This window comes from Butyricicoccus pullicaecorum (genome assembly GCF_002160355.1).
Lineage (GTDB): Bacteria > Bacillota > Clostridia > Oscillospirales > Butyricicoccaceae > Butyricicoccus > Butyricicoccus pullicaecorum.
On the sequence record NZ_NFKK01000018.1, the window covers coordinates 1 to 12,578 of the forward strand.

Consider the following 12,578-nt stretch of genomic DNA (forward strand, 5'->3'; position numbering starts at 1 on the left):
CGAATGGGAGAACAGCGTATCCCGCTTTTGCCAGGTCAAAAATCGTTTTGTCGAGCCCCATATTGATGAAGCCAGCAACATTTTCCCCAAGCACCCAACGGGGCCGCAGCTCGGCAATAACGCGGCACATCTCCGGCCACAGGTAGCGTTCATCCGCAAAGCCCTTTCTCCGTCCGACAGAGGAAAAGGGCTGGCACGGGAATCCGCCGGAGAGGATGGTGACGGTTTCAAGTCCTGTTTTCTCAAAAAACGCCTCCTTCGTGAATGTGGTGATGTCCCGAAACTTCGGCACATCCGGCCAATGCTTTTCCAAGATGGAATAGGGATAGTCCGCCCACTCGCATTGACAGACCGTTTCAAAGCCCGCCGCCTCTGCCGCAAGATCCAGCCCGCCGATGCCGGAAAAGAGGCTGACGTGGGTGAGGCGGTCAGGCATGGGGCTGGTCCTCATCATCCCCGCAGTCCACATAGAAGGCGTCCAGCTCGCACAGCTCCAGGGCCTTCAGCCGGGCGAGGTCGGCCTTGTCGCCGAACACCAGGTAGCGGCCGGGGATGCTCCAGCGGTCAAACATCTGGTCGGCAATCTCGCCGTACCGCCGGGCAGTATCGATCAGGTTCTCCATGTCCCGCCGGTCCTTGATTTTCCCTGCAAGGAAGGCAAGCTGGTGGAGCAGCCCATAGAGATGCACTTTCTCGTCGATGTGGGCTTCGTAGGTCTTTTCCTCAATGACATACAGCTTTTCCTGTTCCATATCCTTATCCCATCCTTTCCTCATGTTCCACCTCGCTGGGCTTGGTGGTGAGCAATTTATAGAGCTCGGTATCTTTCGGGAAGTCATCCGCAAAGGGCAGGATGACATTGTTGAAAAACAGCAGCCCGTGGCCCGGCTCGGAGTTGGTCACATAGGCAAGCTGCTCCGACGAAATATTCAGCCGCTCCGCCAGTATCTTCCGGTCGCCCGCCGCTTGGTTGAGCATATAAATGAAGTCGCTGTTCTCCAGGATGTTTTCGATTTCTGGGGAGGAAAGCAGGTCTTTGGGGTTCTGGGTCGCCCCGGTGGGGATGCCGCCCCACTTACGGAAGCGTTTCCAAATCTCGGCGCTGTATGCTGCGGTCTGTTCCTCCTTCAGCAGAAGATGGAACTCGTCCACGAAATACCAGGTAGACCGTCCAATCGCCCGGTTGATAGTGACGGTGTTCCACACCGCGTCCTGGACAATGAGCATCCCCGGCTTTTTCAGGTTCTTGCCCAGGCCCTTGATGTCAAAGCAGACCAGGCGGTTAGAGATGTCCACGGTGGTGCGGTGGTTGAAGAAGTTCAGAGAACCGTTCACATAGAGGTCCAATGCCTGGGCCACCCGGTCGGCCTCCGGGATGTGCTGGGACAGCAGGGCGTTCATCAGGTCGCCCAAAATCGGCATATTCTCCGGCCGGGGATCGGCAAAGTAGGGCTGGTAGATCATCTGCACCGCCCGGTCGATGACCGTTTTCTCAATAGCCTCCAATCCCGTCTTGCTGCCCATGATGAGCTCGCAGAAGGACAGTACGAAGTCGGATTTCAGCGCCAGCGGGTTTTCCTCCTCGGAGTAGTTGAGGTTGATGTCCAGGGGGTTTACATAGTCGGTGCTGGATGGGGACAGCCGGATCACCTGACCGCCCAGCCGCTTTACCAGGGGCGAATACTCGTCCTCCGGGTCGCAGATGATAATGTTGTCCTGGGTCATCAGCATGATAAAGGTGATCTCCCGCTTGCAGCTCATGGATTTGCCGCTGCCGGGCGTGCCGAACACAAGACCATTGGGACAGCGGGACTGCTTGCGGTCCAGCAGGATCATGTTGTTGGAGAGAGCGTTGAGGCCGTAGTACATGGCGTCGCCGCCCATAAACACCTCCTGGGTGACAAAGGGGACGAACACCGCCAGGGCCGATGTGGTCAGGCTCCGTTCGATCTTGATACGGTTGAGGCCCAGGGGCAAAGAGGACATCAGCCCATCTTCCTGCTGGAAGTCCAGCCGGGTCAGAAGGCAGTTGTAGGTCTGGGCGACGCTGGCCGCCTGGGATACGGCGATCTCCAGCTTTTGCCGGGTCTCCGCCGTGTGCAGCACCAGGAAGGTCATGTTGAACATTCTCTCGTTGCGGGATTGCAGGTCGGTGAGAAGGTTCTTTGCCGCGCCGCCATAAGTAGACAAGTCGCTGGGGAGTATGTCCATATCATAGCCGCTGCGCACCGCCCGTTTCTGCTCCTGTATCTTCATGGCGTCCAGGTCGGTAATTTTCCGCTTGACCATTTTGATGGCCTCGTTCTGGTTGATGCCCCGGATGTGCATGGTGACCATGATATTTCCGTCCGCCTCCATGAAGTCGGTGAGGATACGGTCGTGCATCTCCGGCGCCAGAATTTGCAGGAAGGACACCGCCCCGTACCGTTTGCCGATGCGGAAGGTGCGGGTCTCCCCAAAGTGGAAGGAGGACGGAGAAATGAAGTCCTTCACCGAAAGGCCGCTGGCCGGGAGCCAGTCCCATTCAAAGGCGAACTGTCCGCCCTCCGGGTGGAGGATGTTGTAAAGCAGCTCCAGCCGTTCCTTTCCGTCCAGCACATGAGCCGCTGCCCCCATGACCTTGAAGCGGTTGAGGGTATCGGTCTCAATGCGGGCAAACCGGGCCCTCGCCGCGGGAAGGTTCTCCGCCTCGATGGTCAGGGTCACATACTTGGTTTTCACATAGCCGTTGTTGCCCCGTTTGTACTGCATCCGCAGAATGTCCACCGCCTCGTCCCGGATGGGGTCCAGGTCGTTGCCCTGTCTGGTGATGCCAAACATTTCATCGGCGGCGCTACCTCCGCTGCGGCTGTCCAAAGTAACCTGAACGCCGATGGAGGGGTCGTAGCCGTTGTAGAAGTCGCAGAGGCTTTCAAAGATGCTCCGCTGGTCCTCCGGCCCCGCCAGGCGGTAATTCACATCCTCAAAGGCGATGGTTTTGGAGAAGGTGCCACCCTCCAGCCTGCACAGGCCGTCGGGGAACATATTCTGAAAGGGGATGCTGTCCTGCACCGTATGGTTTTTCCCGTCGCCCTTTGCCTGCCGGATCACCGCCTCGATCTGCCTGCGCTCGGCACGGGTGAGTTTACGCTTTGCCGGTCTTTCTGCCTTTTCTCGCAATCCGCTTCACCTCCTGTTCCAGTTGGGATTGCCGCACCAGGGCGGAATAGAGATTGTTGGTCTGGTAGATGCGTACCTTCGGCCGGATGAATTTGTTCTGAATCAGATGGCCCAGGAACACTTCCAGCGGCTGCCCGTTCTTCTCGTACATGGCGAACAGGAAAAAGGGCAGCATCACCAGGATCATGCACAGCGCCGCCGTGGTGGTTCCCAGGCTCGCTTTTGCCAAAAAGAAAAGCGGCACGCCTACCAGCGCCGCCGCTCCGAAACAGATCACTTGTCGTTTGGTCAGCCCGAACAGGACCTTGCTCTGTATCCGGCTCAGGTCCTTCGGGATCGTTACATAAGCCAATGTTTCACACCTCCTTTAGTGGGCGCCAAACAGGGATTTTGCAAGGCTGCCGGTCTTGAACAGGGTGTAGCACAGCAGGACCGTATAGCCCATGCACCCCCAGATTGCCGCGGATATGTTGTCGCCGGATGTAGAGATGCCCTCCACCAGCACGGCATAGATGCCCACACAAATCATAATGAGGAAGGCCTGGAAGCCCAGGGCCAGCAGGGAGCGAAGGTAATTCTGCCCCGTGGAGCCCCACTCCCGGTTGACCATCGTGGCAAAGGGAATCGGTCCTATGGAGGTCACCAGATACACCTCAATCATTCTGCCGTAGATCACCAGGAAGATGCAGATGGAAAGAATCTGCGTACACAGCCCCACGAACACGCTCTGGAACCACAGCCCCAGCAGGGCGCCCACACTCCAGTCGGCTAGCTGGGTCTCCAGATCGCCCACCACGCCGGAAATGTCAATGCCCGCGTCCGAAATGATGACCCCCGCCGACTGGCTGACCACATTCTGCGCCACATCGAACACCGCCATGACGATGTTCCAGGTGTTGGTGACGATCAGCACCGCACAGAAGGTCTTGAAAATCCACTTGAAGAAAATCCAGGTGTCGAAGTCGTGGAGGTCGTTTTTCTCGATGATGAGCTGGATCAGTTCGTAGCACATGACGAAGGTGAGGATGATGCCCGCGATAGGGACGATCACCGTCTCCGAGAGGTTTCGGATCATGTTGAAGATGCTGCTGTTCCAGGCGGTGGGCGTCATGCCGACCTCCCCGGCGATCTCGCCCACCTTTGTGTTCAGGGTATCAAACATCCCGGTCAGGTTTGAAATGATACCGTCAATGAGCAGTTCCTTGAACCACTCCTGGATCATATCCAATATCAAGGGAGATCACCTCCTTTGCGGGGGCTCCCGCTGTGAAACGAAAGCCCCCGCCGGGTTTGGGGCAAAATCAGGTGGTGGACAGCAGACCGGACAGCAGGGGGATCAGGGTGATGCCGATGAGGGCAACGCCGCCGCCCGCCATGAGCTGCTTGATGCCCTGGCTCTTGGAGGCGGGGTTGTCCTGGCCGTAACCTTCCAGAAGGTTGATGCCGCCCCACACGCACAGGCCGCCGCCCAGGGCGATGACCAGAGTCTGCAAAACGTCGATAGCGTTAGTAAAAAAGCTCATATTCACAGTTCCTTTCGTTCAGTTGAATTGTCGGGTTGAAGGTCGGTGGCTTTCAATTCGTACAGATCGAAAGGCTCGTCCGGCTTCACAATGGCCGGTCTGCGTTTCATGTACCGTTCAATGTCAAAGGTATTTTTCTTGTCGGCGTCGGCAAGGTACTTGTAGCGGGGATGCTTCGTTATATCAAACTTGTCGCTGAAAAACGGCCGCACCCCTCGAAGCTGCAAGATACACTTGCCTCCGTCCATCACCGCGATCTCGTCCTGAGTCATCAGCTCCTTTCCTAATTTCTGATAGTTGAGGCCGTGAGAAACCTGGCTGCCCCGGTTCTCGGATTGATTGAAACTGTCGATGGTCTCCTTGCCCAGCAGCTCCGAGATTTCTTTCAGGGTGGATTTCTCCTTGCCTCCCAAAAACAAGGTGGTGTCGCAGTTGCCCACAATGGTATCCGCGGCATCCTTGTAGATGGTCTTTAACTGGCTTTGGGACTGCAAAATAATAGAAGCCGAGATTTCCCGGCTCCGGATGGTGGCGATCAGCTTGTCGAAGTTCGGTATCTGCCCGATATTGGCGAACTCGTCCAGAAGGCACCGCACATGGACGGGCAGCCTGCCGCCGTACACGTCGTCCGCCTTGTCGCAAAGGAGATTGAACAACTGGCTTTGCAGCATGGCGATAACGAAGTTGAAGGTGGTGTCCGTGTCGCTCATAATGAGGAACAGCGCCGTTTTCCGGTCGCCCAGGGTATCCAGCTCCAGTTCGTCGTCCGACATGATCTCCCGCAGCTCCGCAATATCGAAGGGGGCAAGGCGGGCGCCGCAGCTAATCAGGATGGATTTCAAGGTCTTGCCGGCAGCCAACTTGAATTTGCGGTACTGCTTCACAGCGAAGTGGTCCGGGTGTTCCTTCTCCAGCTTGGTAAAGAGCAAGTCAACGGGGCTTTGAAATTCCTCATCGTCCTCTCTTGCCTCGGATGCGTTGATAAGCTCCAGCAGCGTGAGGAAGTTCTTTTCTTCCGGCTCGGCCTCGTACCAGATGTACCCGATCAGGGCGCAGTACAAAAGCCGCTCGGCCTTGACCCAAAAATCCTCGGAGGATTTTTCTCCGTCGCCTTTGGTGTTGGCAATGATGACATTGACCAATTTGAGGATGTCTTTCTCCGACCGGATATAGGCGAAGGGGTTGTATTTCATGCTCTTTTTGAAGTTGATGGTGTTGAGGACCTTGATGCGGTACGGCTCATAGATGACCTTTCCGTGGGCATCCCGCATGGGCTTTCCGTTCTCGTCCAGCTTGGGGGCGCCCCGCCGCAGCATGGTCCCCACCTCGGACAAAAGCTGTCCTTTGGGATCGGTGACCACATAGCTGCTGTGCATCTGCATGAGGGAGGGTTTGACGAAGAATCGGGTCTTGCCGCTGCCGCTGCCGCCGATGACCAAGATGTTTTTGTTCCGGGCGTACTTGGGATTTTTCGGGCGGCTGGACATGGTGAGCTTTTCCGTCTGGGTCAGAGGGATGTTCCAGTCGGGGACCGGATCGACATAGGGGGCAATATCCGCCGCCGTGCCCCACCGGGCGCTGCCGTACTCAATGCCCTTACGGTATTTGCGGGCGTTTTTCCCTTTGGCGTACACCGCCAGCCGAACAATGATCGCCCCGGCGATACCTGCCAGCAGGTCCAGCGGATGCAGGCTGGGCGCCGCAGAAGAAAACGCCTCCGTAAAGCCCTGGCTCAAATGCAGGAACTTTTCAGAGGCGTCAAGGCCGGGCGCGAGGCGCATCGCCTGGCAGAGCTTATCAAAGAGATACACGAACAGCAGATACGGGAGGTTGAGGATGAGAACCTTCTTCCAGTCAACCGTCATAATTCCACACCCCGGTCTTTGGTCTTGACCTTCTCCCGCTGGCGGTGCTGGGCTTTGGACTGCTGTTTCGCCTGCTCCAGCTCCTTGCGGATGGAGGGCTTTTTCTCTTTCTCCAGGTTCTTTGCGGAGAACTCCCGAAAGGCTGCCGTGATAACGTCGGCACCCCGGCCCTTGAAGAACACCAGGTAGCGGGGTATATCGCCGCTGGTGTCCTTTTTCAGCGCGAAGTCAATGCCGTACTTCTTGGCGGTGGCGGAAAAGGCCCGGATGTTCTGGTCGGTGATCTCGATGTTTGAAACGCCGGTGTTGTGCTTCATCAGCTGCCGGAGGGTCTGTTTTCCGTGGTGCAGCTTGGTCTTGTGGCCGGTCACGCCTTTCTGCATCTCGTCCAGCACTTTTTTCATGGCCTGTTGCAGCATCCCGGCGGAGAGCTTTGTAGCCTCCACGCAGAGGGCAACGGTGCGCTGGGTGACTTCTTCCTGCATGAGTGATTACCTCCTTTCTCCGCTGCCGTACAGGTCGTGGTTCACCAGGGACGCATAGTAGCTGTCGATGGTGGCCGGGGCGTTATACAGGGCAGCCAGCAGATATTTCTTGATGTTGCGGACATAGGTGGTGTTCTCCCGCATACGGTCCAACACATACTCGATGTGAGAACTGTTCAGCTTCAGGAACCGGGATTTGACCACCTCCGCCGGATAGTCGTCCCCGGCAATGCGGATCGTCTCCCTGCGGGAACAGACGGTATCCACCATGAGCTCCACCAACTCATTCAGCATATCCCGATCCAGCCGGTCATCCCGGCATAGATAGTCATACTCGATATTCTCCAAAATCAGTTCCCGATAGTTCTCTCGCTCCCGCATCCAGTCCCGTCCGGTCCGTTTGGCCTCTGCGGGGTTTTGGGGGCTTGATTGGATAGGATTTGATCCTTCCATACTTGATAAATCAGTATTTGATATTTGGTTACTTGATCCTTTAGTATTTAATTGTGCGGGGTTTTCCTGTTCAGGTTTTCCCAAGACAGGAGAATCCAAGACTGGTTTTACCTGAACTGGATTTTCCCGTTCAGGTTTTCCCGGTTTAGGTTCCGGCGGTCTGGGCTGCTCCAGGATCGTGTACTCGATGCTGCCAAGCCGCCCGTTGGCGTTACGGACTCTTTCACGGATAATGTACCCCGCATCCTCCAGCTCCCGGACCGTAGCACAAATGCTGTCCACTCCATCCCGGCATATCCGGGCAAGGCCTTTGGTGGTGTAGTCCCAATCCTCCGGCAAGGACAGCATAAGGGACAGCAGCCCCTTCGCTTTCAGCGACAGTGCCGTGTTCCGCAGATGATGGTTTGCCATCACCGTGTAGTCGCGGGTTTTCTCAATGCGAAATACCGCCATAATCTCACCTCCCTCCGGCGGTCTGGAAAAGTGTTCGTTTTCGGAAAAATTCAATTCTGTGCCCACTTGCTTCTCCATGTGGGAAAACCTATGGACACTTGATTTGCATTTCCTACATGAAGAAATACCTTCGATTTCTCACCCCTTTCAATACAGTTTTCCGTGTACTTGATGGAAAGTAAAAAACGCCATAGGATTTCCTATGGCGTTTGGGACAGGAAAAGGGTGCTGATATTTCACATCAGCACCCTTTGTCCTGCCAGTATTTGATTTTTTGACTTCACATCGTGTTCCTTGCCTCTGAAAACATTGATTTTACTGGACTATCTCATGTTTTCTTATTAGGAGGCGGGGGAAGCGCTTCTTTTTTTATTTGCAAGTATGAACTTACTTTGCGGAGTTTGCAGCTGCCATACGACGAGCCTTAGCCTCCATACGCTCACGGGTAACGTCCATCAGGACTGCCAGGATGATAACCAGGCCGAGTACCAGGTTCTGGAGCGCGGAGTCGAATGCCAGCAGGGTGAAGCCGTTACGCAGAACACCGATGATCAGAACGCCGACCATAGTACCTGCCATGGTGCCCTTGCCGCCCATGAAGGATGCGCCGCCGATGATGCAGGCTGCGATTGCGTCGGTATCGTACGGCTGGATTGCCATGGTACCGTTACAGATACCAGAACGACCGGTGGTTACGATACCAGCGATTGCTGCCATCAGGCCGGAGAAGGTGTAGCAGAAGGTCAGGACGTTTGCGGAGTTGATACCGGACAGACGAGCTGCTTCCGGGTTACCGCCGACACAGTAGATCGAACGACCCAGAGTCGTCTTGGTCAGGAAAATGTGCATGCCAACGTACAGAATGATAACGCAGATGAAGCTGATCGGGAAACCACCGACAGTTGCACTACCGAACCAGGTTGCACCCTCCGGGAAACCGGAAACCATCTGAGAACCGGTAACCAGCAGAGCAGCGCCCCACAGAACGTTCTTCATACCCAGAGTGGAAACGAAGGGATGAGGCAGATGCAGGCGAGTGAGCAGCAGGCCGTTGATTAGGCCGATTGCAGTACCAGCAACCAGTGCAACGATAACCATTGCAATACCGCTGGTCACACCCTTCTGTACCATCATACCCATCAGGCACGAGCAGAAGATTGCGTTTGCACCAACCGAAAGCTCAATGCCGGCGGTGATCAGACAGAGCAGCATACCAACAGATACGAATGCGTTAAACGCGGTCTGCTTGAATACGCTCATGATATTGTTAAAAGTTAAGAAGTTCGGCGATGCGATTGCAAGCAGCACACACAGAACTACCAATGCAGCCAGGGTACCAAGCGATACTCCGTTGGCGCTTTTCTTCTTTGTCATCGTCTTAGCCATCTAATGTTCCTCCCCATGCAGCCTTCATGATGTCTTCCTGATTGAAATGTTTGCTGTCGCGGTCAACCGTCGCCATAACCTTACCGCCGCGCATAACGACAACGCGGTCGCTCATGCCCAGGATCTCGGGCATTTCCGAAGAGATCATAATGACGCACTTGCCGGCCTTGACCAGGCTGTTCATGACGTTATATACTTCGACCTTTGCACCGACGTCAATACCACGAGTCGGCTCGTCAAAGATAAAGATGTCTGCGTCCGCGTTCAGCCACTTACCGATAACGACCTTCTGCTGGTTACCACCAGACAGCTGGCCAACGATCTCGTCGATCGACGGGGTCTTAATGCGCAGGGACTTGATGTGTTCCTGACCAGACTCCAGGATCTTCTTCTCGTTCAGGAAGGGACCATTACAAAAACGCTTCATGTTTGCAAGGATCAGGTTGGTACGAATGGTCTGTGCCAGAACCAGACCCTGGCCCTTACGGTCCTCGGTGAGGAACGCAATACCATTGTTGATGGCCTGACGCGGATTCTTAATGCTGACTTCCTTGCCATGGATGTAAACCTTGCCGCCATCGATCGGATCTGCACCGAAGATCGCGCGCATGGTCTCGGTACGGCCGGCACCAACCAGGCCGGCAAAGCCCAGAATCTGTCCGCCGTATGCCTCAAAGTCGACACCAAAGAGCACGCCGCCCTCCTGCAGGTTCTCAACCTTCAGAACAGGCTCGGCACTCTTCTGACCGAACTCCTTGGGGAACTGATTGTCCAGGCTGCGGCCTACCATTGCGGTAATCAGCGAGTCATTGTCCCAATCCTTGATGTCTCGGGTTTCGATGAACTCACCGTCACGGATAACGGTAACGCGGTCACACAGCTCGAACAGCTCTTCCAGCTTATGAGAAACGAACACGATGCCGATGCCGCGTGCCTTCAGGTCACGGCAGGTCTTCATCAGCTGTTCGACTTCCTTCTCGCCGAGGGACGAAGTAGGCTCGTCCATGATAATCATCTTCGCATCGATCAGAACCGCCTTTGCGATCTCGATCATCTGCTGAACGCCCATACCGAAGGTACCCGCCGGCTTGTGCGGATCGATGTCCTGGCCCAGAGAAGCCATGACTTCCTTTGCCTTCTTATGCATGGTCGCATAGTCAAGCAGACCACCCTTTTTGATCCACTTGTTGATAAAAATGTTGTCAGTAATGCTCAGAAGGGGCTCGATGTTCAGCTCCTGGTATACGCAAGCGATACCTGCAGCAGCGGACTCATTGGGGTCCTTGAACTTCTTGAGCTGGCCTTCTACATAGATTTCGCCTTCATCAGGCTGGTGTACACCAGTGAGCACCTTGATCAGCGTGGATTTACCCGCGCCATTCTCACCGATCAGACCCAGAATCTCGCCGGGCTTGACGTTGAGGTGCATGTTTTTCAGTGCGACGACGCCAGGGAAAAGCTTCACCGCATTTTTCAATTCTACTACATATTCACTCATCGATTCATCACCTGTTCTTCTCCGAGATGGGGGTGCGGAGCAAATTCTCGAAAATCGCTCTCGGCGCGATCTTAACCGTACCCTTTACTGGACACGGCTGTCGCTCCGTCCATAGAAGTTTTTCAGGAAGCAGACATAAAACTCCCGCCCCAGCCCTCAGGCCCAGGGCGGGAGTGCTCTCTCTAATTAACTGTCGAGAAAAAGTGTGTACGCTGGATTAAATTATGCCAGGTAGCCCTTCAGGGTGTCCATGCGCTCCTGAGCGTTGTCCGGAGTTACAACGTCTGCACCAGAGTCGATGAAGTCCGGGATATCGGTAGCGCCGTCGAGCTTGTTGACAACAGCCTCAACAGACTTGTAACCCATCTCGTAGCCCTGCTGTGCAACGGACATGGTCAGCTCACCCTTCAGGATGGACTCACATGCAGCCTGGATGCCGTCGAAGCCGAGGTAAATGGTGTTAGCGTAGTTCGGGTTTGCCTTACCGGTACGAGCAGCTGCCATAGCCATATCATCGTTGTTTGCGCAGATGATAGCGATGCCGTCCGGGAACTTCTGCATGATTGCTTCCATGCAGTTTACAGCCTTATCAGCGGTAGCATCAGCGTACTGGGTCTCTTCCTCGAGGAAGTCGCCGCCAGCCTCTTCGATACCAGCCATGTAACCAGCCTTACGAGCCTCGTTGGTGGAGTCGCCCTGTACACCGCAAATCTCGATTGCCTTAATCTCTTCCCAGCCAGCAGCCTTTGCAGCTTCTACTGCAGCAGCGCCGCCCAGCTTACCAGCTGCTTCGTTACCGGTACCAACGAAAGTGAAGACTTCGGGAGCATCGATATCGGTATCAACTGCTGCGATCGGCTTGGTCTGACCCTTGATCATGTTAGCAACCATGTCAGCCTGCAGCGGAGCGATAACAAAGCCATCGTTGGAAGCGTTGTTCAGCTCGGTGTCGATCATGTTCAGCTGCTCTTCGTAAGCGGTCTCAGAGGAAGCGCCCTTAACAGAAACGGTTACATTCGGATGATCCTTGCCGTAAGCCTCAGCACCAGCCTTTACATAACCCCAGTACTCGGAAGCGGTGGTCTTCAGGATGACGCTAATGTTGTAGTTGCCGTCTCCAGCCTCAGTGGACTCAGCGGTGGACTCGCCGGTGGTGTTCTCCTCGGGGGTGGTCTCAGTGCCGCCGCAAGCTGCCAGAGACAGAGCCATAGAACCGACCAGCGCTGCTGCCATTAACTTCTTCACTTTCATAATGCAAACCTCTCTTTTCTTCACGCGCCCCGCTTTTGTGCGGAACGCTAAATTTACCCCTGTGAAATACACAGGTCATTGTCTATATTTTAAGTCCTCCACCGGACGCTGTCAAGGAGATTGTGCACTATTGTAAGTATGCTTAATTTTCGATTCCGACTTTGTGGAATTCGATTAAGAAATTTACAATTCCGATTTATTTTTTATGTGCCTTGTGCCTTTTCTCTTTTCTTCTCGGCAATCTCAATAAATTTTTGAATATATTTTGATGTTCTTTGTATTGTTCTCTGTGTCTTTTGTTGTGACCTTTCTGCTTGCATTTTTGTCACCCCTGCTCTAAAATAAAAAAGACAACACACAATTCTGCGTTTTTTCGCCTCACTTCCCCAACAATCACCATTTTCATTGTGCAAGTTGCACATTAACGTTTCATTTTTTTTGTACTCTTTGACTGACGTCATTTCGTACAAAGACAAATTGCACAAAATACTTCAGACCGAAATGA

13 protein-coding genes are annotated in these 12,578 nt (G+C 54.6%); all 13 read right to left on the reverse strand.

Going from position 1 to position 12,578, the window contains the following annotated elements; translation table 11 throughout:
• A partial coding sequence (locus B5F17_RS11855) for a DNA cytosine methyltransferase (protein WP_206396734.1) occupies positions 1 to 436 on the reverse strand: 436 nt, incomplete at its 3' end.
• Positions 429 to 752, reverse strand: a complete 324-nt coding sequence (locus B5F17_RS11860) for a hypothetical protein (RefSeq protein ID WP_087374114.1) — start codon at positions 750 to 752, stop codon at positions 429 to 431. The genes B5F17_RS11860 and B5F17_RS11855, both read right to left, overlap by 8 nt.
• Positions 753 to 756: 4 nt before the next feature.
• Entirely contained in the window at positions 757 to 3,159 is a 2,403-nt protein-coding gene (locus tag B5F17_RS11865; protein ID WP_087374116.1) for a VirB4-like conjugal transfer ATPase, CD1110 family, read from the reverse strand.
• Complete coding sequence (locus B5F17_RS11870; protein WP_059004499.1) at positions 3,125 to 3,511, reverse strand: PrgI family protein; 387 nt, start codon at positions 3,509 to 3,511, stop codon at positions 3,125 to 3,127. The genes B5F17_RS11865 and B5F17_RS11870 overlap by 35 nt, the downstream gene beginning before the upstream one ends.
• Before the next feature lie 15 nt (positions 3,512 to 3,526).
• Entirely contained in the window at positions 3,527 to 4,381 is an 855-nt protein-coding gene (locus B5F17_RS11875) for a VirB6/TrbL-like conjugal transfer protein, CD1112 family (RefSeq protein ID WP_087374118.1), read from the reverse strand.
• 79 nt (positions 4,382 to 4,460) lie between these two features.
• Positions 4,461 to 4,682 (reverse strand): Maff2 family mobile element protein, encoded by a 222-nt coding sequence (locus tag B5F17_RS11880; RefSeq protein ID WP_087374121.1) that lies wholly within the window; start codon positions 4,680 to 4,682, stop codon positions 4,461 to 4,463.
• Between the two features lie 2 nt (positions 4,683 to 4,684).
• The gene (locus tag B5F17_RS11885) at positions 4,685 to 6,547 is read right to left on the reverse strand and encodes a VirD4-like conjugal transfer protein, CD1115 family (protein WP_087374123.1); all 1,863 of its coding nucleotides are present in this window, start codon (positions 6,545 to 6,547) and stop codon (positions 4,685 to 4,687) included.
• Positions 6,544 to 7,032 (reverse strand): PcfB family protein, encoded by a 489-nt coding sequence (locus tag B5F17_RS11890; RefSeq protein ID WP_087374125.1) that lies wholly within the window; start codon positions 7,030 to 7,032, stop codon positions 6,544 to 6,546. The genes B5F17_RS11885 and B5F17_RS11890 overlap by 4 nt, the downstream gene beginning before the upstream one ends.
• A 6-nt stretch (positions 7,033 to 7,038) precedes the next feature.
• Entirely contained in the window at positions 7,039 to 7,938 is a 900-nt protein-coding gene (locus B5F17_RS11895; protein WP_087374127.1) for a DUF6017 domain-containing protein, read from the reverse strand.
• Positions 7,939 to 8,325: 387 nt separating this feature from the next.
• On the reverse strand, positions 8,326 to 9,324 hold the full coding sequence (locus B5F17_RS11900) for an ABC transporter permease (protein ID WP_087374129.1): 999 nt from the start codon (positions 9,322 to 9,324) through the stop codon (positions 8,326 to 8,328).
• The gene (locus tag B5F17_RS11905; protein WP_087374131.1) at positions 9,317 to 10,822 is read right to left on the reverse strand and encodes a sugar ABC transporter ATP-binding protein; all 1,506 of its coding nucleotides are present in this window, start codon (positions 10,820 to 10,822) and stop codon (positions 9,317 to 9,319) included. Before B5F17_RS11905 ends, B5F17_RS11900 begins: the two co-directional genes overlap by 8 nt.
• 222 nt (positions 10,823 to 11,044) lie before the next feature.
• Positions 11,045 to 12,073: a sugar ABC transporter substrate-binding protein gene (locus tag B5F17_RS11910; protein ID WP_087374132.1), complete on the reverse strand. Its 1,029-nt coding sequence runs from the start codon at positions 12,071 to 12,073 to the stop codon at positions 11,045 to 11,047.
• A gap of 203 nt (positions 12,074 to 12,276) precedes the next feature.
• Positions 12,277 to 12,486, reverse strand: coding sequence for a hypothetical protein (locus B5F17_RS14730; RefSeq protein ID WP_143287734.1), 210 nt, complete (start codon positions 12,484 to 12,486; stop codon positions 12,277 to 12,279).
• Positions 12,487 to 12,578: the final 92 nt, after the last annotated feature.

Coding starts and splice junctions, on each gene's coding strand:
- B5F17_RS11860 (WP_087374114.1), bottom strand. CDS start 752: ATGGAACAGGAAAAGCTGTATGTCATTGAGGAAAAGACCTACGAAGCC.
- B5F17_RS11875 (WP_087374118.1), bottom strand. CDS start 4,381: ATGATCCAGGAGTGGTTCAAGGAACTGCTCATTGACGGTATCATTTCA.
- B5F17_RS11880 (WP_087374121.1), bottom strand. CDS start 4,682: ATGAGCTTTTTTACTAACGCTATCGACGTTTTGCAGACTCTGGTCATC.
- B5F17_RS11885 (WP_087374123.1), bottom strand. CDS start 6,547: ATGACGGTTGACTGGAAGAAGGTTCTCATCCTCAACCTCCCGTATCTG.
- B5F17_RS11890 (WP_087374125.1), bottom strand. CDS start 7,032: ATGCAGGAAGAAGTCACCCAGCGCACCGTTGCCCTCTGCGTGGAGGCT.
- B5F17_RS11895 (WP_087374127.1), bottom strand. CDS start 7,938: ATGGCGGTATTTCGCATTGAGAAAACCCGCGACTACACGGTGATGGCA.
- B5F17_RS11900 (WP_087374129.1), bottom strand. CDS start 9,324: ATGGCTAAGACGATGACAAAGAAGAAAAGCGCCAACGGAGTATCGCTT.
- B5F17_RS11905 (WP_087374131.1), bottom strand. CDS start 10,822: ATGAGTGAATATGTAGTAGAATTGAAAAATGCGGTGAAGCTTTTCCCT.
- B5F17_RS11910 (WP_087374132.1), bottom strand. CDS start 12,073: ATGAAAGTGAAGAAGTTAATGGCAGCAGCGCTGGTCGGTTCTATGGCT.